General features: G+C 39.5%; 25 protein-coding genes. 7 read left to right on the plus strand and 18 right to left on the minus strand.

All coding sequences use genetic code 11. The features are described 5' to 3' along the window. Positions 1 to 20: 20 nt before the first annotated feature. From SGI74_09010 to SGI74_09065, 12 genes are read right to left on the minus strand one after another with little or no spacing between them, the layout of a single operon-like run. Positions 21 to 1,985, minus strand: a complete 1,965-nt coding sequence (locus SGI74_09010) for a flagellar hook-length control protein FliK (protein ID MDZ4677633.1) — start codon at positions 1,983 to 1,985, stop codon at positions 21 to 23. Positions 1,986 to 2,029: 44 nt separating this feature from the next. Beyond that, positions 2,030 to 2,767 (minus strand): hypothetical protein, encoded by a 738-nt coding sequence (locus SGI74_09015; protein ID MDZ4677634.1) that lies wholly within the window; start codon positions 2,765 to 2,767, stop codon positions 2,030 to 2,032. Next, entirely contained in the window at positions 2,767 to 3,216 is a 450-nt protein-coding gene (gene fliJ / locus SGI74_09020) for a flagellar export protein FliJ (protein MDZ4677635.1), read from the minus strand. The genes SGI74_09015 and fliJ overlap by 1 nt, the downstream gene beginning before the upstream one ends. After that, complete coding sequence (locus SGI74_09025; protein MDZ4677636.1) at positions 3,213 to 4,520, minus strand: FliI/YscN family ATPase; 1,308 nt, start codon at positions 4,518 to 4,520, stop codon at positions 3,213 to 3,215. Before SGI74_09025 ends, fliJ begins: the two co-directional genes overlap by 4 nt. Positions 4,521 to 4,557: 37 nt before the next feature. Then, entirely contained in the window at positions 4,558 to 5,328 is a 771-nt protein-coding gene (locus SGI74_09030) for a FliH/SctL family protein (GenBank protein MDZ4677637.1), read from the minus strand. Beyond that, complete coding sequence (gene fliG, locus SGI74_09035; protein MDZ4677638.1) at positions 5,321 to 6,346, minus strand: flagellar motor switch protein FliG; 1,026 nt, start codon at positions 6,344 to 6,346, stop codon at positions 5,321 to 5,323. Before fliG ends, SGI74_09030 begins: the two co-directional genes overlap by 8 nt. Before the next feature lie 12 nt (positions 6,347 to 6,358). Next, complete coding sequence (gene fliF / locus SGI74_09040) at positions 6,359 to 8,014, minus strand: flagellar basal-body MS-ring/collar protein FliF (protein ID MDZ4677639.1); 1,656 nt, start codon at positions 8,012 to 8,014, stop codon at positions 6,359 to 6,361. 19 nt (positions 8,015 to 8,033) lie between these two features. Further along, complete coding sequence (fliE, locus tag SGI74_09045) at positions 8,034 to 8,378, minus strand: flagellar hook-basal body complex protein FliE (protein MDZ4677640.1); 345 nt, start codon at positions 8,376 to 8,378, stop codon at positions 8,034 to 8,036. A 30-nt stretch (positions 8,379 to 8,408) separates the two neighbouring features. Continuing rightward, a complete protein-coding gene (gene flgC / locus SGI74_09050) occupies positions 8,409 to 8,846 on the minus strand; it encodes a flagellar basal body rod protein FlgC (GenBank protein ID MDZ4677641.1) in 438 nt (145 codons plus the stop codon). Continuing rightward, positions 8,846 to 9,259, minus strand: a complete 414-nt coding sequence (flgB, locus tag SGI74_09055) for a flagellar basal body rod protein FlgB (GenBank protein MDZ4677642.1) — start codon at positions 9,257 to 9,259, stop codon at positions 8,846 to 8,848. Before flgB ends, flgC begins: the two co-directional genes overlap by 1 nt. Next, a complete protein-coding gene (locus tag SGI74_09060) occupies positions 9,252 to 10,208 on the minus strand; it encodes a sigma-54 dependent transcriptional regulator (GenBank protein ID MDZ4677643.1) in 957 nt (318 codons plus the stop codon). Before SGI74_09060 ends, flgB begins: the two co-directional genes overlap by 8 nt. Further along, the gene (locus SGI74_09065; protein MDZ4677644.1) at positions 10,205 to 12,943 is read right to left on the minus strand and encodes a tetratricopeptide repeat protein; all 2,739 of its coding nucleotides are present in this window, start codon (positions 12,941 to 12,943) and stop codon (positions 10,205 to 10,207) included. Before SGI74_09065 ends, SGI74_09060 begins: the two co-directional genes overlap by 4 nt. 464 nt (positions 12,944 to 13,407) lie before the next feature. Here SGI74_09065 and SGI74_09070 point away from each other — a divergent pair, with 464 nt between their 5' ends. From SGI74_09070 to trmFO, 6 genes are all read left to right on the plus strand, one after another. Next, positions 13,408 to 13,902: a hypothetical protein gene (locus SGI74_09070; GenBank protein ID MDZ4677645.1), complete on the plus strand. Its 495-nt coding sequence runs from the start codon at positions 13,408 to 13,410 to the stop codon at positions 13,900 to 13,902. A gap of 12 nt (positions 13,903 to 13,914) precedes the next feature. After that, positions 13,915 to 14,709 (plus strand): ABC transporter permease, encoded by a 795-nt coding sequence (locus SGI74_09075; protein MDZ4677646.1) that lies wholly within the window; start codon positions 13,915 to 13,917, stop codon positions 14,707 to 14,709. Beyond that, the gene (locus tag SGI74_09080; protein ID MDZ4677647.1) at positions 14,697 to 15,431 is read left to right on the plus strand and encodes an ABC transporter ATP-binding protein; all 735 of its coding nucleotides are present in this window, start codon (positions 14,697 to 14,699) and stop codon (positions 15,429 to 15,431) included. The genes SGI74_09075 and SGI74_09080 overlap by 13 nt, the downstream gene beginning before the upstream one ends. Before the next feature lies 1 nt (position 15,432). Then, positions 15,433 to 16,269 (plus strand): MlaD family protein, encoded by an 837-nt coding sequence (locus SGI74_09085; GenBank protein ID MDZ4677648.1) that lies wholly within the window; start codon positions 15,433 to 15,435, stop codon positions 16,267 to 16,269. Further along, a complete protein-coding gene (locus SGI74_09090; protein MDZ4677649.1) occupies positions 16,266 to 17,156 on the plus strand; it encodes a M23 family metallopeptidase in 891 nt (296 codons plus the stop codon). Before SGI74_09085 ends, SGI74_09090 begins: the two co-directional genes overlap by 4 nt. Before the next feature lie 362 nt (positions 17,157 to 17,518). Then, complete coding sequence (trmFO, locus tag SGI74_09095; protein MDZ4677650.1) at positions 17,519 to 18,826, plus strand: methylenetetrahydrofolate--tRNA-(uracil(54)-C(5))-methyltransferase (FADH(2)-oxidizing) TrmFO; 1,308 nt, start codon at positions 17,519 to 17,521, stop codon at positions 18,824 to 18,826. A 403-nt stretch (positions 18,827 to 19,229) separates the two neighbouring features. Here trmFO and SGI74_09100 read toward each other — a convergent pair whose 3' ends face one another. Beyond that, entirely contained in the window at positions 19,230 to 19,493 is a 264-nt protein-coding gene (locus SGI74_09100) for a YkgJ family cysteine cluster protein (protein ID MDZ4677651.1), read from the minus strand. Positions 19,494 to 19,636: 143 nt separating this feature from the next. Then, positions 19,637 to 20,035 carry an alternative ribosome rescue aminoacyl-tRNA hydrolase ArfB gene (gene arfB / locus SGI74_09105; GenBank protein ID MDZ4677652.1) on the minus strand — a complete coding sequence of 133 codons (399 nt, stop codon included), beginning with the start codon at positions 20,033 to 20,035 and terminating at the stop codon, positions 19,637 to 19,639. A 131-nt stretch (positions 20,036 to 20,166) separates the two neighbouring features. Between arfB and SGI74_09110 the strand changes: the two genes are divergently transcribed. Further along, the gene (locus SGI74_09110; GenBank protein MDZ4677653.1) at positions 20,167 to 21,375 is read left to right on the plus strand and encodes a hypothetical protein; all 1,209 of its coding nucleotides are present in this window, start codon (positions 20,167 to 20,169) and stop codon (positions 21,373 to 21,375) included. Between the two features lie 24 nt (positions 21,376 to 21,399). On the opposite strand, the gene SGI74_09115 is transcribed toward SGI74_09110, so the two are convergent. Genes SGI74_09115 through pseH form a run of 4 tightly spaced genes read right to left on the minus strand, consistent with a single transcriptional unit; the run spans position 21,400 to position 24,683 of the window. Next, complete coding sequence (locus SGI74_09115) at positions 21,400 to 22,446, minus strand: hypothetical protein (GenBank protein MDZ4677654.1); 1,047 nt, start codon at positions 22,444 to 22,446, stop codon at positions 21,400 to 21,402. 10 nt (positions 22,447 to 22,456) lie between these two features. Beyond that, positions 22,457 to 23,074, minus strand: a complete 618-nt coding sequence (hisH, locus tag SGI74_09120; GenBank protein ID MDZ4677655.1) for an imidazole glycerol phosphate synthase subunit HisH — start codon at positions 23,072 to 23,074, stop codon at positions 22,457 to 22,459. Beyond that, on the minus strand, positions 23,071 to 24,120 hold the full coding sequence (gene pseI / locus SGI74_09125; GenBank protein MDZ4677656.1) for a pseudaminic acid synthase: 1,050 nt from the start codon (positions 24,118 to 24,120) through the stop codon (positions 23,071 to 23,073). Before pseI ends, hisH begins: the two co-directional genes overlap by 4 nt. Beyond that, on the minus strand, positions 24,117 to 24,683 hold the full coding sequence (gene pseH / locus SGI74_09130; protein ID MDZ4677657.1) for a UDP-4-amino-4,6-dideoxy-N-acetyl-beta-L-altrosamine N-acetyltransferase: 567 nt from the start codon (positions 24,681 to 24,683) through the stop codon (positions 24,117 to 24,119). The genes pseI and pseH overlap by 4 nt, the downstream gene beginning before the upstream one ends. Position 24,684 lies beyond the last annotated feature (1 nt).

The raw sequence follows: 24,684 nt of genomic DNA on the forward strand, positions 1-24,684 counted from the left end.
ATGCTCCCCCGATGCAATCTTTAAGCAACTACATCTAATCTACTCATTCCTTTTGCTGTTGATGCTCGAGCGCCGGCCGTACTCACCATGGCAGGTCTTGCTAAGGATTTAACTTGTGGTCTTAGCTGACCTAAATCTAACATGTTGTCACGTCGGTTCTGATTTTGCTGACTAAACTGATTTGCAAAATCTCTTGCAGCGCTAAAATCAGGACGGTTTTGATTGTGGTTTCCAGTATTTTTATCATTCACTGAAACATCAATCTTTTCCATACTCAAATTATGCTGCGCAAGACCTTGTCGAAGCTCTCCAATATTTTGTTCTAAAAGCTTCTTTACTTCATTTTTCTCAGTCATCATCTGCACATCAACACGCTGTCCATCCATTGCAACACGCAATTGAATCTCTCCTAAATTTTCAGGATTAAGAATCATACTCATTTCGCCGCCACCTTTTTGGGCGAGCATTTGCGCATTACTAATAATAGACTTAATCGCTTCATGCTTGGCATCTTGTGTGGTTGGAGCTCCCTCAACTTGTGATGCCGCTACAGTATTAACGGCAGTCAAATTTTGGAGATTATTTACTTCTTGCTTTGCACCGTGATGATTTACTTCATGCATATTCACCACGTTGCTTTTTACATCCACACCAGAAGCTAAGTTTTCTTTTTGAGAATCAAACTTCACTTCATCTTTAATGGAAGCCTTATCAAACTTTGCGATATTTTGTTTCACTAAAGTTTGATTCGGTTGCCCTTGAGGCTGGTTGCCACTTTGGTTTTGTCCCTGATTAGCAAATTCTTGATTTTTGCCATCAGCGAATTTTCCAGCGGTAGTCCCTAACGGCAAAGTTGCATCAGATGTTTTTCTATCAGCAACTTGCGCGCTATCTCCTTCGGGCTTAGCCACAGAGTTTTGAGTTTCTGTAGCCTTAGTTTGATCAATGTTTTGAGCATAACGATTAGCAACAGATTCCTTTAATGCTATTGGGGCTTGCACTGCATTTAGATCAGCTTGTTGAGCGATCTTTTGCGTGGTCAAACCACCAGCTAATAAAGGCGCGGCTTTTAATTGCTCATTTTGATCAACACTTTCCATTTGCGCCAACATTTTAGAATAAAGATTCACAGCTTTTTGCTGATCTTCACTTTGCAAATTTAGGTTCTGAATCACTTGAACCATTGTTTGCTCAGGTGGCTTTTGCATAGCACCTTGGGGTAATTGTTCAAACGCCTTAACAAGTCTGTCAGGCGATACACCCACTTCATTCTCTAACGAGGCCATAAATTGGATGATCGGTTTTTGAACGGGAACCGCTGCCTGTGATTGTACTGGCTGGGTCTCAACTGCTTGAGCCATCAGACTTGTTTTCTGATCAGGCTGAGCCATTACCATGACGGGCGTGTTCCATAATCCTTGCTCCTGCAAAGAGCTCTTTGCTTCTTCATCTAAATGCGGTGCAACTTGACGAATAGGGTAACTGACGGCTGCTGCTTCGTAGCTTTGAGCCATAACACCATTTTTATCATCACCAACACTAAACGCACTATAATCTTGCGTATCTGGTGATTCAGTTTCTTCAACACCTAATGCAGTTTCACTTGCAGTCATTAAACCATCTGCAGAATTTACTTCGTTACTTGCATTGCTATTACTTGCCGGTGCTGCGTCTTGATAAAACTGGGTTTTAATATTTCCAGATTGTCCTTTTGAAGGATGATAAGGCATCCGTGTTTGTGGAAAAAACGGTTCACGATTACCTAACTTAGGTTTATCAGCCTTCGCCAATGATTGCGTTCGCGAATTATTTTTCGCTTTCATTGCATCACCAAGTGATGAATCAAACGTGTCATCGGCTTGTGATTTAGACCTGGAAGCAGTCTTATCAAGCAAAGCAGTGTTTTCGCTCTTTCTAGCAGAAGCGTTTCGTACAGTTGCAATATCCGGAAAAAACGGAATTGAACTAATGCTTTCTTGCGCCATTGAATTTCTCCTTTCTTTTATTCGTTTAACTTCTAATTTAACTTCTAATGCCCAGTTGCAGCTGGTTCTCTGTAACCTGCAAATCGCTCAGAAATTTTCTTCGCTTTTTCTGAATCCATTAGGTTTAATATTTCTGCAGCACTTTTATTTTTCATTTTTGCTAAAACTTCGACGGCTAAATCTTCATTGAGACTTTCGATTACTTTTGCAGCCTGCACGGGCTTCATGTTTGCGTAAACTGAAACCAAAGTATCTACTCGCTGTTGATCCACTTTCACCTTGTCTTCTAGTTTGGCCGAAATTTTCTGTCTAACTTCTTCAAGTGCTGCCAAACGTTTTTCTAGATCTTCCTTTTGTTTATGCAATTCTGTTTCCAGGCTTGCGAGATCAGTTTCTTTAGCATCTAGTTCTTTTTTGCGAGCCTCTAACTTTGTGAAAAGAGACACCTCTTCTGCTGTCCAAGACTTCTGACTAGCAGATGCACCGGACGCATCTTTTGTAGTTTCAGTGGATTTTTTTTCCGCGTCTTTTGGCTTGTCAGCGGCAGGTTTATCCGCTTTAGGAGCTGTTTCAGCAAGGGCTTCCCCCATAATTCCAATCTCTACACGACTAAGAAGTTTTCCGGCTTCGTCACCAGAAAATAAATAACCAGCGACTCCGGCGGTAAGAATAAAGGCTATGGTCATGAGCCAACCCTGATGCACGCGTTGTCGTCTTTTTGGTGATGACTTCTTTTTTAATACTTCATTACGTTTTTTGAAATAGTTTTGATACCCGCTCATTAACTTCCCCCTCGGCGAAAACGTGTGACGACAAGTTCGTCATTCACTTTAGCTTCATGTTTTTTTAATTTTTGTTTAAATGCTGTGAACTGATTTTCTCTTAATTTTTCGTATGTTTTTGATTCTTTTGTAGCAGCGATTAGTATTTCTTGTTTTTGCTCAACGATATGTGTGTGATTGATAACAATCTCTCGTTGACGAGCAATATTAATTTTTTGACCATCAATATAATCATCAATCTGCACGAGCCTAGCTATAGGGGCACCTTCGGGGCGAGCGCGCAATGCCGCACCATCTTCAGCGGCAACGTCTAATTCTTCAAACATGTTTTGATAGCGTTGTTTTTCATTATCCAGATGCGCCATGCTTTCATTGTAATCACGACTAGCGATTTGCTCTTGTTGTTTGTAATATTCCTCTAATTTTTCATAGCTAAATTTAAACTTCACGGCTTCCTCAAGATTTCATCCATCATGCGACATGTATCATCAACTGAAAATTTACTTCCGATTTCTTGCCTTAAAAAATCTTGAATTTGATCATGCACCTGAATAGAGTGGTCAATCTTTGCAGAACTGCCTTTTCGATACGCACCAATATTAATAAGATCTTCTGCTTCACGATAAATAGCCATGTTTTCACGAAGACGCATTGCGATTTCGTAATGCTGTGGATTCACCACATTGCGCATTACTCGACTCGTACTTTGAAGAACATCTATTGCCGGGAAATGCCCACGCTGCGCAATAGAACGGGATAAAACAATATGACCATCAACGATCGAACGCACACAATCTGCGATCGGGTCATCCATGTCATCACCTTCTACTAAAACGCTGTAGAGGCCAGTGATACTACCTTTACCTTCAAAAATACCAGCACGCTCTAAAAGTTTAGGCATCATCGAAAACACACTCGGGGTATAACCCTTAGTTGCCGGGGGTTCACCAATGCTCAAACCAATTTCTCTTTGCGCCATAGAAAATCGCGTGACGGAATCCATCATGAGCAAAACATTTTTACCGGCAGAACAAAAATATTCTGCAATTGCTGTAGCCACAAAGGCCCCTCGCATTCTCACAACGGGGCTTTGATCACTTGTTGCGCAAACAATAATAGATCTTGCCAAACCCTCTGGACCTAAATCATTTTCAATAAATTCTCTAACTTCACGGCCACGCTCACCAATTAATGCGATGACATTGACATCCGCACTTGTTGCTCGCGCGATCATTCCCAAGAGAACAGATTTTCCGACACCACTACCAGCCATGATACCAACTCGTTGCCCCATACCTGCGGTGAGAAGCCCGTTGATACATTTAATACCCAAATCAAGAGGCTTTCGAATAGGTGGCCTTGATAGTGGGTTTTCAATTGGAGCATAAATACTAATTTCATCACTTGTGTGAACAGGCCCCTTGGCATCCATCGGATCACCAAGACCATTAAGCACTCGACCTAAAAGTCTTGGGCCAACTTTTATGGTAGCTTCTCGTCGTGATAATACAATGCGAGCACCCATACCAACACCTCTGATATCACCCAGGGGCATTAATAAAACATTTTTTTCTCTAAACCCTACGACCTCAGCTGAAAATGAACGCTCACCGCTGCTAGGGTAAACTTCACAAACAGAACCGAGCCATGCACCAGGAAGATAACCTTCCATTAAAAAACCCACGACCTTTGTTATTTTACCACTGTCATGAAAAAGTGGATTGCGATCGACCGCAGTCTCATACTTTTTCATATTCAATGTCGTCGTAAGTTGTTCATTCATGGGCTAATCAGCCCTCCGCAATTTTTGGAATTTTTGAATCAAGTACTGCCCACAATTTTTCAATACGCTGACCGATAGTTGCATCAACTACACCGTAATTTGTTTCAACAATACAGCCTCCGCGGGCAACACTCTCAGTAACTTCAATTTTCAGTTTCGCAATACGCTCAAACGGATTTCCCGCTTCACCCTTTACTCGCTCAACAAATTCTTGATCTTGGGGGTTTATTTTTATCTTAATTTCTTCTTCTGACTGTGCGTTTTCTAAAGCCGTTTTTAAAACATTAAAAATGAGCTTAGGATCTATTTGAATTTCTTTAAGGGCCAAAGCTTTTGCCAGGTGAAATACAGTCTTCACAATGTGTGCTTCGTTCTCGATAAAGAGTTGGTTTTTAATAAGCGTTACACTCTCCATCACTTTACTTAAATGCTCAAGTGCGACTTTAATTTCTTGATTTGAGTCAGCGTACGATTTTTCACGGCCATCACGCATACCTAGAGCATATGCTTCAGCAAATGCTTTTTCTTCGATTGCTTTAAGTCTTGTGAGTACCTCATTCTCAACACGTGTATTAAAATTCTTTCGCTCAATCTCACCAAGACCTGTGGTTTCAGCTACGAGTTCGTTGATTTCAAAACCTTTTGAGTTTGGCAATACAACATCTTGATCTTTTACAAAATTAAGCGTTGTTTGGGGCATTACCTGCGTTAGTGGTTGAGGTTTATAATTTAAAATATGCCCCTCTGAATCAGCCTGTTTAAGAATTGATTTAAACAAGCGCGTCCTCCGCTCCACCGCGAGCAATGAGAATCTTACCTTCAGCCTCAAGCTTACGTGCTAGATTTACGATCTCTTGTTGGGCAGATTCTACGTCAGAAAGCTTAGCTGGCCCCATACTCTGTAAATCTTCTTGAAGTAGTGTGGAGGCACGGGATGACATATTTCTAAAAATTTTATCTTTAATTTCATCGTTAGCAGTTTTTAAAGCCAAGAGAAGCTTATCATTTGCCACTTCTTTAAGAAGCGTTTGAACACCTCTGTCGTCAATTTTGACAATATCTTCAAAAACAAACATGAGTTTTCGAATTTCTTCTGCCAAGATTGGGTCTTTCTCTTCAAGCCTAGACATGATTGCAGATTCAGTATTTTTATCCATAACGTTAAGCATCTCAGCAACAGGCTGAACACCGCCCAATTGTGCTTGTTCAACGGTACCCATGGTAGCCAATTCTTGTTTAAGAACTTTATCAACTTCTTCAATAAGTTCTGGTGAAATAAAATCTAAGTTAGCCATTCTCAAAACAACCTCCGCCTGAAGTGACTCAGGCATACGCTTAAGAACTTCACATTTTTTCTCAGGCTCAAGATGTGCTAAAATAACTGCAATTGTTTGTGGATGCTCACTAACTAAAAAGTTTGCCAAAGATTTAGCATCAACCAGTTCGAGAGATTCTAATGTTCGAGCGCCCACACCTGCTGCTAAGTTTAAATGACCAAGAATACCTCGTGCACGCTCTTCACCAACTGCTGCAATGATAATTTCTTTTGTGGCTACTTCACGAGAGAAAATATATTCTTCAGATTCACTTATTTTTTCATAGTATTCTTCAAGTACACGTTTTGTCACGTCAACCGGTACGGTGCGAAGTCTATGCATGTTGTTAATGATTTTACGAATGTCTGCATCATCAAGATGTTTGAAGAGCTCGGTGGCAGCGATGTCTCCGAGGTAATTTAAAAGAATTGCAGCTTTTTCCATGCCCCGTAGTTCTTCAAATGTAATGGCCGTATTCATTATCTATTCTCCTTAGCCTGCACGACGTTCATCAACCCATTGATTCAGAGCATAAGCAGCTTTTTTGCTATCATTCTGAATCAAATTAACAATGCGCTCTTTAAGCAATTCACTTTCAGCCTTATCAGGATCAATAGTTTCTTCAAGCATCGGCAAAGCACCACCCATGCCCGGCAACGAATTGTCCACCGTCTGCAAATCTTCTAGTTCTTCAATTGTTTTTGGTAACATATCTTCAACTGAATCTTGAAAGCTCTCTGTAATCCAACGCATAAAGGGTCTTACAACTACAAAGAAGAACAAACCAAAGCTTAGTGCAATTACGCCCCAACGAATCATGTAAGAAAAAAGTTTTCGACGCTCAAGTGAAGTAATAATTCTTTCGCTCTCATTGAAATCTTCTTTTTGGAATTTTATGTTTTCAATTTTTACAACGTCCCCACGCTTTTCATCAAAGCCCAGTGCGTTTTTAACGATGCTCTCATATTTAACAAGATCTTCAGCTGCTCTGGGGCTCCACTTTTCTGTGATTTTTCCTTCGGCATCAACGACAGTTTCAGTAAGACCGTCAACCAAAACGGCAACACTTAAACGTTCAGTTGCGCCCATTGGTTCTTTAACATTTCGGATTGTTTTTGTGTTCTCATAGTTCGTTGTCTTAAGCTCTTTATCTACATCTTGCTTAAACGCCACACTATTAGGGTCTTCAGCACCAGGCAAATTTGAACGCGCCCCAGGAACACCCGCCGTATTACTGCGATTGCCTCTGAGTTTTTCTTCTTCGGTTTGTATAGACTTAACAGCTTGTCTGTCTGGATCCACAACTTCTTCTACTGAAGATATTTGTCTAAAATTGATGTCGGCATTAACTTTGGCAATTACTTTACCTTGGCCTACAATTTTTGCCAAAATATCTTCAATACGATTTTCATACTCATGCTCTTTTTTATATTTGAATTCTTGCATATCATTTGTCATCGAATTGATACCGCCGGCTAAACTTTTACTTAATACTTTGCCGCGCGAATCAACAACCGTAACCTTCTCTGCATCGAGACCCTCTACTGCACTCGAAACCAAATGTATGATACCCCGGACTTGATCAATATTAAGGCTTTTACCATCTTTAACATCAACAACGACTGAAGCTGTAGGTGATTGGCCTTCTTCTAAAAAAGTTTTCTTTGGAGGCAATGCCAAGATTACTTTAGAATTTTTAACAGCTTCTAAGCTATTGATCGTACGGATGAGTTCGCCTTGAAGAGCACGTTGATAGTTTATTCTTTGTACATAACTTGTGGTTCCAAAACTATCTTTGTCAAAAATTTCAAAACCGATGGAGCCGATCTTTGACAGACCTGTTTCACTCATCAGCATCATTTGCGTGCTATGCAAGAATTCAGGAGGTACAGTTATGGTTTTACCACCATCAAGCATCTGATAAGGAACCTGCTTATCTTGCAATTTACTTACAATCAGCGGAACTTGTTCCGGCGGAATGTTTGTAAACAAAGGCGTGTAGCTTCGACCCGACATCATCACACCAACAACAACGAATGTTGATAGTATGACAAATGACGCCGCTATGACACTGGCCCGTTTCATCGGACTCAGGTTCATGTAGAAGTCTCTTAGCTGAGCATAGAGTTTACCAAATAATAAATTCAAAACACGCCTCCTGTTTTAGTCAAACTTGCATCCGCATGATTTCTTGATACGCTTCAATCATTTTATTTCTAACTTGCACCATTAAACGTAAAGCAATGTCAGCCTTCTCACTTGCAATCATCGTTTCATGAATATTTTGGCTTTTGCCGGTGGCAAGCGCTTGCATTTTTTGATCAGCTTCCATATGAGCTTGGTTGACGGCACCAACGGCATCTTTTAACGTCGCTGCAAAACTTTTTTGCGTACTATCTGCGCCGCCAAGTCCACCTTGGGGTAATAGTGGCTGTTCGACCTTTGTAATTTCTTTGGTCGTTTGCCCTGTGTTGATAACGCTATTAGCGTTGCGAATACTTAAGCCGTCCATGGCTTATCTCCTTAGCGAGTTACCTCGCGTTTATCTTCCTAACTCAATCGCACTTAAGGCCATATTTTTACTTGTATTCATTGCAGCAATATTTGCTTCATAACTTCTTGATGCAGAAATCATATCGACCATCTCTTGCATCATATTAATATCTGGATAAGCAACGTAACCTTCTTCGTTAGCATCGGGATGTGTTGGTTCATATTTTAGAAGCGGGCCCTTACGATCAGGCCTGATATCAACAACCTGAACGCGATCGATATCAGCATCAACTTTGCCAGCGAGAATTTCACCAAAATGACGCTGTTGAGGCAAAGACGAAAATACAACTTCTTTCCGTCGATAAGCTCCACCTTCAGGGGTCTTTGTTGTATTCACATTGGCAATATTTGAGGAAATGGCATTCATCCGCATGCGCTGTGCAGTCATGCCGCTAGCACTGACTCTCATGCCGGTTAAAAAATCCATTATTTACCTCCCTCAGTAATTCCGTACTTTAACATTGCCATCTTTTTATTAATGAGTGCCAGAGCAGCTTTGTATAAAACGCTATTCTCAGACATCGTTGTTATTTCGTTATCCATATCGACTGTGTTTTTATCAGGGTTAATATCAGCTTCTGGATTATCCTCAACACCGACTCGTTCGTTTCCGATAGCTGAACTTCCCATCGCAAAATGATCCGGCGATGAAGTAGTAAGATTATTTAAACCGTCAAGATCAACGGCTCTAGCAAGGGCGTCTTCAAATTCAACGACCTTTGCTTTGTACCCAGGTGTTTCAGCATTTGCTATATTCGAAGAAGTTACGTTATGTCGCAGCAATCTGTAATTGAGTGACGCACCTAAGGCTTTTGTAGTTTTATCAAATAAATCAGCCATGATCCCCCCTGTACTCATGCAACTTATTTCTCAAAGTACGAATACTGATACCCAGTATTCTTGCTGCTTGAGTGCGGTTTTGGTTTGTTTTATCTAGAGTTTTATAAATTAATTCTCTCTCCATTTGTGCAATGGTCATACCGGCTGTCATTCCTGAATTACTTGGTGTGCCAGGTGAGCTTGTGAAATTTTCAATAATAATATGTTCACTTTGAATTTCACCTTGATTAGCCATTAAAACAGCGCGCTCAATAACGTTTTCAAGTTCACGAACATTACCTGGCCAGTTCCATTGTGAAAGTTTATTTAAAGCACCCAGTGAAAGTTTTGTTACATTCCTAGAATTCAGTATTGAAGACACCTTTATAAAATTTTCGGCCAATGCCACCACATCATCAGGACGCTCTCTGAGTGCAGGAATCTGAAGTGGAATAACATTGATGCGGTAGTAAAGATCTTCTCTAAAAATATGAGACTTAACCATTTTCCACAGATCACGATTGGTTGTAGCAATGATGCGAAGATTTACTTTAATGGGGTTACGCCCACCAAGGCGGTCTACTTCTTCTTCTTGCAATACACGAAGAAGTTTTGCTTGAAGTGACAATGGCATTTCTGAGATTTCATCAAGTAAAAGTGTGCTCTCTGAAGCTAATTCAAATTTTCCCATTTTTTGATTGATAGCACCTGTAAATGCGCCTCGTTCATAACCAAAAAGCTCGCTTTCAAGTAAACCCTCAGGAACCGCTGCACAATTAATGGCTACAAACCGTTTTTGCGCTCGCGGGCTCTTATCGTGAATATAACGTGCGAGTAATTCTTTTCCTGTACCACTTTCGCCGGTGATAAGAACAGTGGCTTTACTGTGAGCAACATTTGTTGCGGCGTGAAGCACTTTTTGAAATTGTAGATCACAAGTTAAGAGTGAACCAAATTCAACACATTTCATTTTTTTCCTCCGGCAGGCTTTCTGTCGACGTATCTTTTATATTTTTCATTCCATTGAATTTGAGCCAATTGCTCTTGGGCCATTTTTTCCCAAAGTGCGGCATTTTTATCTTCTTTAAGAACATTCCAAATTTTTGTAGCTTCACCAAAATTCTTTTGATCAAAATAAATTTTTCCTAAACGATAACGTACAGAAGCTGTTGGCATTCCGGCATGATGTTTTTCAAGAATAAGCTTATATGCTTTTCCGGCTTCATTTGGTTTGCCTTCTTTAAGATGAATATCTGCGGCCAATTCAAGGCCTTTGCGAATAATCTCAGGTTTAATATCTGTGTTCTCTTGAGAAACTGTATTAAGTTTTTGAACCCAACCGAGAGCTTCTGAATTTTTATTTTGATCAAAACTGAGTTTTGCTAGACGATACCAGGGTTCTACCAACAAAGACGGCTGACCCTTCCACTGTTCAGTTAAATCTTTTAAAGCAAGCTCTGCTAAGTCAAAGCGCTCACTTTTTTCAGCTACAGAAGCAAGTATCAAACTTCTTTCTACTCTTTCAGCATCAGACATATCTTTGAGTTTTACAATTTTACCAAGATGATCATCTGCTTTTTTAAATTGGTTACTTTCATAACTCACTTTAGCTAAGCGCAAATTGAGTTGATCAGGTGAAGGCAGATTTTCAAAAGCTTTGCTGTACCTTAACCGCTCAGGTGTTAACACTTCATAGTCAACCAGACACTGAGTATAATATTTTGCACTTTCATCTAAGATATTTAAGCCTTCATAGGCTTTGCCTGCAAAATAGCGAGTATCAATTCTTGAGCTCTTTAAAAGCCATGAGTCAGTATTGTGAAGATAAATATCTAAAGCTTTAACGTAATCTTTTTTAGAATTATAGAAGGCTATTTTTTCAGTTAGATTATTAACAATTCGATTTTTAAATATAAACAAATGGGGTGACAACGTATTTGACTGATAAAATTTTACCAATATATCAAAACTTGCATCAAAATTTTTGCGCAGTAATAATCCATCTGCCTCTGCAAGTTTTACGAATGTATCAACATGCTCCATCTTGCCCTCTGGCATTTCGTCTTTAAATTCTTTACGGGCAGCATTGAGTTCTTTCTCTTTCATATTTCCAAAGCGCTCTGAATTAAATCTAACTTTTGCTAAATAGGCCCCGGGGGATCCACGATAACGGAAATAAGATTCCAAATAAGCACCGGTTACCTTATGTTTTGGCGCGCCCAAAATTTCTAAGATCTCTCCAATACGAGTCATTGCGTAACCACCATGCTCGTGTGACGGAAATCTTAGTAAAAAATTTCTAAAACTTTCCAGCGAGGCTTTGTAATCTTTGAGCCAAAATTGCGCCTCAGCATTATTGAAGTAAAGATTAGGCCCAAGCGCCCATTTTGTAGGATAACGATTTAACGCTTCTTTATATTCTTTAATGGCTGTGGAGTAGTCTCTTGATCTGAAGTAAACATCACCTCGTCGATAGCGAGCTTCCACACCAAAGGTAGTTGATCGTGGGTCATTTTCGATGCTTTCAAATTCTTTTATGGCTGCATCATTTTTATTTAGCTCTCGAAGTGCATCACCAACGGCAATACGCATTTGCCAATAAAACGGGCTATCTGGATACCTGGTCATGCCCACTTGAAATGCTGAGAGCGCTCCAAAATGGTTTCCGACATCTATATAATTGAGTCCGACGATCATTAAGGTGCGGTAGCGTTTTGGATCAGTAGGGTACTTATCTAACAACTCTTTATAACGTGCCATTGCACTTTCAAAGTCAACGCGGTTATGATCACGGAGCCAAAGTTTAAAGTAGGTGTCGGCTTCCACATATTCAAGTACGTTATCGTATTTTGATTTTTCAAATTTCTCTCTGAAAAATTTCAATGTTCTCAACACTAACGCAGGCTTATTGTCTTTAAAAAGTTTTATTGCAAGCCTTGCTTGTTGATTTTCTTCATCGTCTTGGGGCTCAATTTCATATGCAATAGTTTCAGCTAGAATATTTTTAAGATACGGTTGACTCACAATAACTTCAGGAAATCGCAGATAAATATTCTCTTGGCTTTTAATGAGAGCTGATTCTTTAATATCTTCATCATAAATATGAAACCGCTTTAGATCTTTATCACCACCATCAAATATTCCATATTTAAGTTGTAAAATCGCATCAGGCGAAGCGCCACTCAAAAGCGCGGGTTGTGGGCCTAACTCCGGGTGATCTACTGATGCTATTTTTCTTTGATTATTTTTACTCTTAACCTGACTTCGAACCACAAGACCCGCCAAAGGATCTGCTTTGATGGCATGTGTTTTATTGATTTTTTTATTTTCTAGATTTTTTTCAACACTCTTTTTTGGCTGGGGCACTTCTTTGTAAATATCAAAAACAAGATTTACAGGGTCAGTGGTTTGATAATCAAAAACCTGCATTCCACGATCGGCTAGTTTAAACTCAATAAGTGCGTCATTGTTTGTACCAGCCTTGATGGTGACCAGCTTGACTCTTTGATCTTTTAGATCAGAAAGTGATTTTATTTCTTCAGGCGTTACACCTTGAAATTGAATCCTCACAATATTGTATTCATCAACCGTAACTTGACTTTTGTCATAGCGCCATTCGTTTTGGCCTGTGATCTCGACGTGAGTCGCGTCTTTAAGACTACGAAATGTCACCTTTAGCCCACGTGCATCTGCCGTGGAACTCAAAATGAAAATCGAAATCAAAAATACACAACTCTGTTTCATCTAGACCCGTTTCTTCTCGACGTTTGTCATGACCTGGACCATTACCGCACTGTCAATTGTTTCACACGACGAGTGGCCAATGTACAAAGTGGGTATTTTGCTAAAGCTCCATAACCCGAAGTATTCTAGAAACTTACGCACCATGATCAACACCCCTTCAGTTTCAAACCAAATCACTCTTAATCCCTTACATGTCCTATTCGCAAAACAAGTGCCACGCTCGCAGCCAATACAAGCACCAAAGAAGTGCAACTCGACCTCGGAAACTTGGCAGGGTGACAAACCGCTGACACCCAATGAATTAATTCAGTTCTGATGCACGATAATTTTTTTGAATTTAAATTCTCTTACCTCCGGAAATGATTAAGAAAAAGATCATTTCCGCCGAAAAATAAAATGAGACACAACAACACGGCTAGGGAGCAATGAAGCACCTCATTTCAATTCATATTTTAATTTTGTTTTTATCAACTTCTGGTTGCGCAATTCTTGGTAGCAATGATGACCCTGCGGTCAAAAGTGTAAACACAAAATTTAGCCCTCCCGATAGCCCCTACGAAAAATCAAACGTGAGCAGTGCCGACCAAGTTTGGCAGAGTAAAAAAACGGGGAGTACTATAGCAGTTAATTCTATGTGCCAAAAATATGCTGATTTGAGTTTAAAAAACTTAGAACAAAATATTTTAACGGGAATTGAAAACCTCAAAGTTATAGAAGAACAAGATACTACATTTGATGAACGCGAAGCTTCAAGAATTCTTGCCGAAGGTACCATCGACGGAGTTCCCATACGCATTGATCTTTTAATTTTTAAGAAAAATAATTGCACATACGATTTAGCTTACATTTCAAGACCTCAAAATTTCACTGTTGAGAAACCAATTTTTGAAAAATTCTTGAGCAACTTCCATGCGCCATAACCGGAGTGTGAAATGATCGCAGGTGTCACATTTTCAATTGGCGCGACCCTTGTGCACTTTCTACATTTTGTAGGTGGCATGAGCTTACTTACAAAAGAAATGTGGCAATCCTTACGCTCACGACCGTTTTATCCAAAACTTATTACTGAGCAAATGTCATCCATCGGTGTGAGTTCACTCCCTCTGGTACTCGCAACAGCATTAAGTACTGGAATGGTAATGGCTCTGCAATTCGGTTTTGGGCTGGAACGTTTTGGAGGAAAATACTACGTACCCAAAGTAGTATCCCTTAGCCTGGTGCGTGAACTCGGACCCGTATTTACTAGTCTGATGCTCGCTGGCCGCGTTGGCGCAGGAATCACCGCAGAAATTGGCTCAATGAATGTCACCCAACAAATTGATGCCATTCGTGCCCTGGGAACAAGTCCACTTAAAAAAATTGTTATACCACGAGTGATTGCCGCAATTATTGTTTTGCCTCTTTTAACTGTTATGGCAAATTTTATTGGCATCGCAGGTGCTATGATTATTTGCGTTTCAGAACTTGGTCTTGACCCTTATTTCTTTTATCAAAAAGTCGTAACCACAATTACATTTACTGATTTTGCAGTCGGTGTTGCAAAAACATTTTTCTTCGCTGCTTTTATTAGTCTCGTTGGCTGCTACTACGGAATGACTACTACAGGTGGCACTCAAGGTGTGGGTATCGCCACAACCAAATCAGTTGTGACATCTTCAATACTTATAGTTATTAGCGATTTCTTTTTAACCAAACTCTTTTGGATATTTGAACGATGGTACTCATAGAAGTTAAAGATTTTAAGAAAAGTTTCGGTTCAAAAATCGTCCACCGCGGCGTGAACCTGAAAATCAACAAAGGCGAGTGCATGGGCCTTATTGGTGGCTCAGGCTCTGGCAAGAGTGTGATTTTGCGAAGTATGATTGGCCTTGAAAAACCTGATTCTGGTCAAGTACTCATTGAAGGCCAAGACATCACACCACTCAATGAAGATCAACTTGTCTCGATTCGTCGAAAAGTTGCCTATGTTTTTCAAGGTGGGGCTCTATTTGATTCAATGAATGTTGCGGAAAATCTTGCCTATCCTTTACTCGAGCATACAAAGTTAACATCCTCAGAAATCAATGCAAAAATCTCAGAAACACTTGAAAGCTTTGGACTTCACGGCACTGAGAAAATCATGCCGGCAAATTTGAGCGGGGGTATGCAAAAACGAGTCGGTCTTGCTCGCGCCATAATTCTGGGTCCAGAAGTAATTCTATATGATGAGCCTACAGCTGGACTTGATCCGTATAATACCAAAAAAATTCAAGAAACAATTTTAACACTTAAAAAATTAGGGGTGACTAGCATTCTTGTCACACACGACATGCCCACTGCATTTGCAGTTTGTGATCGCATGGCACTTTTAGTCGACGGGAAGATCGTTGCCGAAGGCACAAGTAAAGAACTTAAAGAAGGAACACAAGCGGGTGTTTTAAATACATTCATTAACGGAGAAGAGACGTAAAATGGACCGTTCAAAAAAAGTTGAATTTAAAGTCGGAGTATTTGTCACCATTGGGCTTTTACTCACACTCTTTTTCATCATCGCACTTGGTGGCGATAAAACATTCTTTCAAAAACACATTACACTCCATATGCGTGTTGACGAAACGATGGGCCTCTCTTTGGGAAGTGCTATCCAGATTGCAGGAGTTCCAAGTGGAAATGTCAAACTTATAGAATTTGATCGTGGAAGCAATAAACTAGACATTCATTTGCGCATTGAACAAAAATTTGCAGGCCGTATTACCAAAGGCTCATTTGTCGGGCTTCGCACACAAGGTGCCTTAGGTGATAAATATATTACTATCACACCAGGCCCCTATGATGGCGAACCTCTCAGAGACGGTGACACCATTGATGTTGAATTAGGATCAGACCTCCTCACAACACTTAGTAAATCAGGCAATCGCGTAGAACAAGCTTTTGATATTCTCGATCAAGTAGAGCGTCTCGTAAAAGCGCTTAATGATCGAAACCTGGCGCAAAATCTTGCCGACACAGTACAAAATTTAAAAAGCACGAGCCACACAATGGATCAGGTTATGGCAAGCATTAAAGGGAGTGATCCGAAGAACAATAATCTTAAAAAATCAGTTGACCGCATAGCCGTTATTCTTGAAAAAATTGATTCTGGTCAAGGTACTTTAGGTGGTCTTATCAATGACCCAACAGTTCATGAAGATCTCAAGGCTCTTTTAGGTGGAGCAAAGCGAAGTAAACTTTTAAAATATCTCATTCGTTCAACAATTGAAAAAAGTGAAGAAACTGATTCTAATTCTTCAAAAGAAAAAGATAAATGATGAGGGCATTAAGGCACATAGCCTTTTTTGCAATTGTTCTCACAAGTTCATGGGGAACACCACCCCCTTTAAATTCTGAAAATACATTTATTAATTCCGTTGAATTTTTATCTGAAAATCTTCTACCCGGATCAGTCATCGCCATAAGACTGAAAAATACTCCAAACAAAGAAAACTCACTTCGCGTATGTTTTCGTATGCAATGCTTAGCCCTTACAAATCGCTGGGAATTACTCCCGACAAATCCTGATACACCCGATGCTCAACTGTTTTTACTTGAAGATAAATTGAATCGTTGGAGTTTTGAGAAGATTGAACTTGATACAAATATGTTTGATAAAATTAAAATAAAAATTACAAACCTCAGGCTCCCGGCTTCCGTTGCTGATTTGCTCAAGACAAGTGATAAAGCCGTAGAATTTGAAAAATCATATAATAAGCAAATTCACATTAGAAACAGTGCTCTTAGTTGGGGAAAACAATGGACACTCCCCATTCCCTCAGCGATCACTTCACCCTTTGGAACATTACGTACTGCTGAGGATGGAGCTTCGTATACACATAAAGGCGTTGATCTCCGAGCTCCGATGGGTACAGCTGTAGCTACCACTTCAGACGGTTGGGTTGTGGCAACATTAGAACAAATGGTTTCAGGAAAGGTGATCACAATTGATCATGGTCATGGAGTCATGAGTAAGTATCTTCATCTTTCAGAATTTAAGGTGAAAATTAAGGAACAAGTTCGCGCAGGTCAAATCATCGCTTTAAGCGGGACGAGTGGTCGCTCTGAGGCACCACATCTTCATTGGGAGATTCGGGTGCGGGGTTACCCTGTTGATCCCCTATCGACTGCGCGTCTGATGGCACGTCTTTCTTATCCTGAGTGAGCCTGATATCTTTTACCCAAGTTTTACCAGCATAAACGTTTATTTTTTTCACAAGTTCACGACGTACATAAAATAGTTGATTCATCCATGGAGCACTACTCACCCAAATATAAAGCATGCCTTTTGAAAATGCTACAGGGGAGCATTTATCAGCAAGCATAGGCCCTACAACCTTTGCCCAATCAAGCTTAAGACGATAACGTTTGAAGTCTTCTGCGAGAGGTGTATTGCCTTTCTCGAGCAATCCCTGTAATACATCAAGCGCAGTTGGTAGTGTTTTTTTATCGTCTTTTTTCATCATATGGACCTTACTTCAGCAGCGATATAAATTCCAGATTAGACTTTAACTTTAGGATTTTTTCATGACAAAAAGTGTACATATAGTTGGAGCCGGGCTCGCTGGCACTGAATGCGCCCTACAATTAGCAACACGGGGTTACCAAGTTTTTCTTTACGAAATGCGTCCAGAAAAATTAACCCCAGCCCATAAGACCGGTGGTTGTGCCGAACTTGTTTGTTCAAATAGCTTAGGCAGTCTAATGGAACCCAGCGCTCCTTCTATGCTCAAAAATGAAATGGCAGAACTAGGAAGTTTTGTATTAGCAGCAGCCCATCGACATAAAGTTCCAGCAGGCCAAGCATTGAGCGTTGATCGCGAACTTTTTTCTCAAGATTTAACAAATCAAATTGATACTCATCCCAATATCAAGCGCGTAGCAAAAACTGTCGAAAGCCTTGATGAAATTGGCCGCCCTGCAGTCATAGCTACGGGTCCACTTACACATGATTTTTTAGCAGCAAGCATGCGCGATCACTTCGGAGGTGATTTTCTTTATTTCTTCGATGCAATTGCACCCATTATTGATGCTGATAGTATCAATATGGATATTTGTTTTAAAGCAAGCCGCTACGACAAAGGTGGCGCAGATTACATCAATTGCCCGCTTACTAAAGAGCAGTATTTTAATCTTATTGAGGAAATAAAAAAAGCTGAAGTTGTTGTACCCAAAGAATTTGATAAAACTCCTTATTTTGAATCATGCCTTCCAGTTGAAGTCATTGTAGAGCGTGGTCCTCTCACATTAGCGTTTGGCCCTTGTAAACCCAAGGGTCTCAAAGATCCACGTACGGGGCGAGAAGCTTTTGCCATCGTGCAATTGAGACAAGAAAACAAATATGCCACTGCTTACAATATGGTAGGGTTTCAAACCAAAATGAAATACGGCGAACAGACAAGAGTTTTTAGAATGATTCCCGGTCTTGAAAAGGCAGAGTTTTTAAAACTTGGTAGCCTTCATAGAAATTTATTTATTAATTCACCAAAGCTTCTCATGAAAACTCTAAACTCACGAAAAGATCCTCAACTATTTTTCGCAGGTCAAATCACAGGCGTTGAAGGTTATTTTGAATCAACATGCACTGGTATGCTTGTCTCCCAATTTGTCGATGCATTAAATCATGATCGCCCAGCACCCATTCCTCCAATTGATAGTGCACTAGGAGCCTTACTTGCAGCGATTACTGAGCCGAAAGAAAATTTTCAACCGACAAATATTAATTGGGGTCTGTTTCCACCCATGAATGTACCTAAACACGATAAAAAAATCGCTCTAGTAGCAAGAGCGAAGCAGGCCTTTTCAGCTTGGAAAAGTTCTTTAGAACTTCAATAATCTGTCATTATGATACAAACATCATTATATGCACTTGCACATAAAACTATTATTGTCACATAGGGCGTGAGCTACATGGCCGGATAAAAAACACCTTACATAGTACATTGTAAGTTATGATGTAATATGAATTTAAATCTCATACCTTTGACTATTAGAGAAATTAAAGTAAAAACAATTTGCAATTGATACGTTATTAGAAATAGGTAATCGAAAATTTTTTGGAGTTCCTACAAAAAATTGCACTCTCCTTCCTACTACAAAAATTGATATTCTCGAGGAGCCTACAACAGCAGAATATGCTCTGAAGCAATCTCCACCTGTGAATATTGTGAAAGTGAAACATCTCCAAGATGATGGTGAATATCATGAAGGTTGGATCAACGTTGATAGTATTTTAGTTTTACAATAGTAAGGGGCTTGTTAGTTTTTCTAGTTTCGTTAGATACACAGTTGCTTCAAATTCATTTTGACCACAAGTTTCAATTGACGCTTTGAATTGCAAACAAACTTCAGGACGCTCTGGTTTTCCAAATATAAGACATTGATTATTATTACTTAGCTGAATGCATCTTGCTCCAGCAGCTTTTCCGTCAGGCATTCCTGGTATGGGTGATGAAATTGAAGGTGCTATACAACAAGCACCGCATCCTAATCGGCAATTCATAGAGGCGCCAGATTGTTACATGCTGGCGCCCCTGTAAACATTTTTATCTACAAAATCGCGGTACAACTCTGGATCGTGAGGGTACATATCCGACAAAAGGTGAGTTAATGTTATCAAGTGATAATAGAAGTCATATTTACCCATTACCGAATTTTTTGACGTGACTGCTTTAATTCGCCGCGCCTGTTTTTTGATTCTAATTTTCGAAGCTTAGAATTACGAGTGGGTTTCGTGGGCCTTCGAGCTTTAGGTTTATGAAAAGCCTGAATGAGCATTGCTTCTAGTTTTTCAATACAGCGAGATTTATTTTTTTCAAGATCACGAAACTCATCGCTGCGCAGATAAACAAAAGCTTCTTTATTAATTACATTTTTCATATTTTTTCTGATCAAATATTTTTGCTCATCATTCAATGCGCTGGAAGCATTAAAATCCCAGTACAAAACCGCCGCTGACGAAACCTTATTGACATTTTGCCCACCAGGTCCGCGACTTCGAACAGCGCTGAATTTTAGTTCTGAAGTTATTTGCTCTAAATTCACGGGATTTTAAAAAAGAAAGTAAAGATCATAAAATTTTGTTTCATAATGGCATCTTAATTTTGTTCATTTCTGAGTGTCAAGAGTCAATTCTCCAGTTGACAGTGCTACTCGATATGCTTTTATTGAAAGTTATGCATACATTAAAACCAAGTGAAAAGTATTTTCAAATTCTTTTAGCCATACTGGGCTTCTTGGTTGCTAGTCTTATTTTAGCAAAACATATTTATTCAGCCCCTTTTATCGATGAAACCTATGTCATCGGTTCTGCTAAAAATTTTATCCTTGAAGGAAATTACGCAACTCCTGAGTTCCCTGTTTTTTCATCATTGATCAGCACTGGCTTTTGGAGCTCTTACCCCAGTGGGATTGCAGCCGCATTAGGCGCCGACAAACCTACAATTCGAACTACATTTTTTTATTTTTGCTGTTTTATGCTTTTACTATGCTTACGAATGGCCCTAGGTCATTTTCAATTATCAAAGCTTGAGAAAAATACTTGGCCCTTTATTTTTCTGGGTATTTTTTTAAACTACATTCCCTATCCAGAAAGTACGGTGATGAGTTTAGGTGAAATTCCAGCGTGCGCTTATTTATTTTTAAGTCTGCTTTTTTTATATAAGAATAATATCAGTGTCGGATTTTGCCTCTTAGGAGTTTCAGTATTTGGGGGCAAAATGGTCAATATGGCATTTGCTTTACCCTTACTCACCCTCTATACCTTCAACATACAAAAAAAATCACTAACTGAAAGACTCAAGCCTCTTCTTTGTTTTTTAATCCCATTTTTTATTTGGGATACTATCATTGCCTTTTGCGCAGGCCCTCAGGTCGCAGCAAGATGGGTTTTTGACTTTTTTGGTAATCTAGAAAGCTTTTCTAAACTGGCCATAGGAAAAGGCTTTACACCGGCTGATGTTCCCAGACAGACGCTTCTGTCAAGATTCAGTAATCCCGATCTGGAATGGGTTCACTACCCATTACTGCTGCAACTTAAAATAATTTTTTTGTTAGGCGTCCCAACCGCAATTTCGTTTTGGGTTTATCGTAATGAAATTAAAACCATGGGTCTCTTCAAATGGTGTTTTCATAGACCTTTAATTTCAGCACTACTAGTTGGCCAATGGATTTTTGCATTTTGGTATTTTGGCGTACATCCGCAAATGTGGATTCGCCATGTACAACCAGCACTTGTTATCGGAATAGCACTTTTAGGCATGTACGCCTGGCAGTATTATTTAAAGAACAAAAAGCCTCTCTTAACACGGTATGTTCAGATTTTGATTTTTGCCTTCTTTTCTCTCAGAATAATCCAGTTTATTATAAAAGCAGGGGCAAACTAACCATATTCAAATTTCTAAAAAATATTAGGGCTTGATATTATAAGTTAGAAGTCGTCGTGCTAAAGTAAAAACTAATCGTCCTTTTCTACCTGCGTTTGATCTAACCATCGCTCTCTGCAAAGGCGTCAGCAAAAGAGATGAAAGCTTTGGATTCTTACGTAAACTCAAATAATCAACAATACTTGGTCGAACATGAACTTGATCGCAGATATAATTAATTTGAAATAAAATCCTTTCTCTTTCTTTGCAAAACCCACCCTTGTGATAACAAGAAGCAGAATCAACTAAAGCCGCTGTTCCGATAGGGCCTTTGAGATGAACAAGATCGCTATCGGGAACAAATTTACGCAAGTACGAATCTGAATGGCGTCCGTTTTTCCATATTGATTTATCACCATCAACACGCTCTAAAGGAATCGCTTGATGATAGTTTAAATTCCGTTCACTCACCGCTGAGTATTGTCCTGAATTTTCATCAAGATCTGTAAGACAGATATAAAGGCTTAGCATTTTATAAATATCACCGTCACGGTGCCACCGCTGACTTCCTTCAGGGCCACCAAGATCTGGCTTTGGAATATTATAGAGAACAAACGCCGTATCAATCCGAGGAATTATTTTAAAGTAAGGCAAAACTTTATTTAAAACAGGAGCACTCATAGCAAACTCTAAGATTCCCAGTCGTGTTTCTTCATCTAACTGAAGTTCTAAAGTTTCTGCATAGGCCAATTCGTCTGTTCTTTTATTCATCTCCTCACGTTTTTTTTGAATCACAGACTCAGGGATTCGAGATTTGAGCCAAAGTGCAAATTCTTTAAAAACAGGATCATTCTTATAAATTTCAATAGCATCGCGTTTAAGATTCTTACTATCAGCATCAATGTAGGGGCTTTTGAGGTAGATTATTTTTTCATTAAAATGAAGAATCCATGACCAGAAAAATTCAAAAGCGGGAACAGTTAAAATAACAAAAAGTCGCCACAGCGGATTAGCTTTAAATTTAGCAGCCCAAGGTCGCAGTGGACGAGGTTGTGATTGCATTGCACCAGATTGTGACATCATGGGATTCATTTTTTATCCTTCAAAGTTCTACAAAATTCTTAATTAACTGGATACCCACTTCTTGACTTTTTTCAGGGTGAAATTGAACTCCAAAGATATTTTCTCTCTCAATAGCAGCTGTGAATTTCGCGCCATAATTCACGGTACACGATGTTGCTCCCGGCTCTTTAGGAACAAACAAATAGCTATGCAAAAAATAAAATGATGCGTCTTGGGGTATTTTTTTAAATAATGGGGAATCATTTTTAAATGAAACGTTATTCCAACCCACGTGAGGAAGTCTTAACTTTTCTTCTCCCACTTCAATTTTTTTAACAACACCCGGTATAACACCTAAACCTTGGTGCTCACCAAACTCATAACCCACTTCCGACATAACTTGCATGCCGACACAAATTCCCAGACAGAGTTTTTTGTCAATCAACAGTGCTTTTCGCAAACACTCATAGAGATCTTTTTTACGTATACGCTCCATGGCATTACCGTAAGTTCCCACTCCTGGAAAAACAATTTTTGAAGCTTTACTTAATGCAACTGGTGAATCGGAGGTTTCAAAATCCGCACCAATATATTCTAAAACATTGGCTACTGATTGAATGTTTCCGATTCCTGTATCAAGAAGAATTATTTTGCTCACACTAAATCCCAAGACATAGGTGTGCCTTTTTCTACATCTTTTTTTATTTTCTTACCTAAAAGTTCTGGCAAGTGTTTTGGAGCAAGTCCAAGACCAGGCCTTACACTTCGAATATTTTTGGCTGTTAAAACTTCTCCAGCTTTCATGCTCTCAGCAATATATAAAGAACGCCTAAATTGAAGTGATGGTTTTTCGGCTTCTGTTGGGCCATACGAAACACTTCCAAGGCTTTGCCATGCGCGCTCTGTTTCAAGCACTAAAGACTGTAATTCATGGGGCTCAAGTGAAAACGCAGAATCAACACCACCATCTGAACGTTTTAACGTGAAATGTTTTTCAATAACGGTTGCACCATGTGAAACAGCCGCCACAGATACGCCCACACCCATGGTGTGATCTGACAAGCCCACTTGAGTTCCTAAAATTTTACGCATATCAGGAATTGTTAAAATATTTGAATTTTGCGGCGTTGCCGGATACGTGCTAGTGCATTTTAGAACTACAATCTCTCTACAACCCTCTTCACGTGCAGCACTCACAGCTTCTTTAATTTCATCTATTGTAGCCATGCCCGTAGACATGATCATGGGCTTTTTAGTTTTTGCTACAAGTCTAATCAGTGGAATATCAACTAACTCAAATGATGCAATTTTATAGAATGGAACATTGAGTGATTCTAAAAAATCTACAGATGTTGGATCAAAAGGTGTACTAAAACCGATAATTCCTAATTCACGACAACGATCAAAGATAGGTTTATGCCACTCCCACGGTGTATGCGCCTCGTTATATAAATCGTGAAGTGATCGCCCATTCCAAAGACTTTTTGGGTCATTAATAACAAACTCACCTTTTTTTACATTCAATGTAATCGTATCGGCGGTGTATGTTTGAATTTTTAAAGCCTGAACACCGGTCTTTGCAGCAGCATCAACGATCTCTAAAGCTTTCGTTAATGATTGATTATGATTACCCGACATCTCCGCAATAATAAACGGGCGATGTTTTGCACCAACAGTATTTCGACCCAATTGAATATCCATCATTTTAAAAATATCTTCTCATGAAGTTCCTCTTTGTTTTTCAACCAATTTTCTTTCGTAAGCTGATAACTCTTTATGATTTCGTAGCGACCATCTTTTTCAACACCAGGTTTGTTAGTTTCAATAGGAGAAAAACCTAAGCGTTCATGAAATTTTTGACTGGCTTGATTTGATCCAATAGCTTCGCCATTAACCAGGTTGAGACCTAATTCTTCAAATCCAAAACTTAAACCCAAAAAACCAAGTGTCATGCCAGTTCCGATGGGTAAATCTTCTCTGCCCATATAAAATCCCCAATTTGCGGTATTATTATTTGTATCAATGCCTGTGAATTGCACAATACCAACGGGCTGGGATTGATACTCAAAAAGTCTGAAACAAACCTTTTTGTTTTCGGAAAGCTTTGCAAACCAAGCCTTATGTTCTTCCCAAGCAATAATATGCTCGGTGTACATCTGGATACGAACACGCGGTGAATTTCTCCACGTAAGTACTTGGCCCAAATCTTTTTCAGTAAGTTCTCTTAAACTACAATCTTCAAACTTATGTTGTGCTATATCCGCCATA

This window comes from Oligoflexia bacterium (assembly GCA_034439615.1).
Classification (GTDB): domain Bacteria; phylum Bdellovibrionota; class Bdellovibrionia; order JABDDW01; family JABDDW01; genus JAWXAT01.

Bases quoted from the DNA above. Each gene is read 5' to 3' on its own strand.
- SGI74_09090 (MDZ4677649.1), top strand. From the start codon at position 16,266: ATGATGAGGGCATTAAGGCACATAGCCTTTTTTGCAATTGTTCTCACA.
- SGI74_09100 (MDZ4677651.1), bottom strand. From the start codon at position 19,493: ATGAATTGCCGATTAGGATGCGGTGCTTGTTGTATAGCACCTTCAATT.
- SGI74_09015 (MDZ4677634.1), bottom strand. From the start codon at position 2,767: ATGAGCGGGTATCAAAACTATTTCAAAAAACGTAATGAAGTATTAAAA.
- fliG (MDZ4677638.1), bottom strand. From the start codon at position 6,346: ATGAATACGGCCATTACATTTGAAGAACTACGGGGCATGGAAAAAGCT.
- SGI74_09025 (MDZ4677636.1), bottom strand. From the start codon at position 4,520: ATGAAAAAGTATGAGACTGCGGTCGATCGCAATCCACTTTTTCATGAC.
- pseH (MDZ4677657.1), bottom strand. From the start codon at position 24,683: ATGGCGGATATAGCACAACATAAGTTTGAAGATTGTAGTTTAAGAGAA.
- SGI74_09110 (MDZ4677653.1), top strand. From the start codon at position 20,167: ATGCATACATTAAAACCAAGTGAAAAGTATTTTCAAATTCTTTTAGCC.
- pseI (MDZ4677656.1), bottom strand. From the start codon at position 24,120: ATGATGGATATTCAATTGGGTCGAAATACTGTTGGTGCAAAACATCGC.
- SGI74_09010 (MDZ4677633.1), bottom strand. From the start codon at position 1,985: ATGGCGCAAGAAAGCATTAGTTCAATTCCGTTTTTTCCGGATATTGCA.
- SGI74_09080 (MDZ4677647.1), top strand. From the start codon at position 14,697: ATGGTACTCATAGAAGTTAAAGATTTTAAGAAAAGTTTCGGTTCAAAA.
- flgB (MDZ4677642.1), bottom strand. From the start codon at position 9,259: ATGGCTGATTTATTTGATAAAACTACAAAAGCCTTAGGTGCGTCACTC.
- SGI74_09075 (MDZ4677646.1), top strand. From the start codon at position 13,915: ATGATCGCAGGTGTCACATTTTCAATTGGCGCGACCCTTGTGCACTTT.
- trmFO (MDZ4677650.1), top strand. From the start codon at position 17,519: ATGACAAAAAGTGTACATATAGTTGGAGCCGGGCTCGCTGGCACTGAA.
- fliE (MDZ4677640.1), bottom strand. From the start codon at position 8,378: ATGGACGGCTTAAGTATTCGCAACGCTAATAGCGTTATCAACACAGGG.
- SGI74_09070 (MDZ4677645.1), top strand. From the start codon at position 13,408: ATGAAGCACCTCATTTCAATTCATATTTTAATTTTGTTTTTATCAACT.
- SGI74_09060 (MDZ4677643.1), bottom strand. From the start codon at position 10,208: ATGAAATGTGTTGAATTTGGTTCACTCTTAACTTGTGATCTACAATTT.
- SGI74_09115 (MDZ4677654.1), bottom strand. From the start codon at position 22,446: ATGAATCCCATGATGTCACAATCTGGTGCAATGCAATCACAACCTCGT.
- SGI74_09085 (MDZ4677648.1), top strand. From the start codon at position 15,433: ATGGACCGTTCAAAAAAAGTTGAATTTAAAGTCGGAGTATTTGTCACC.
- flgC (MDZ4677641.1), bottom strand. From the start codon at position 8,846: ATGGATTTTTTAACCGGCATGAGAGTCAGTGCTAGCGGCATGACTGCA.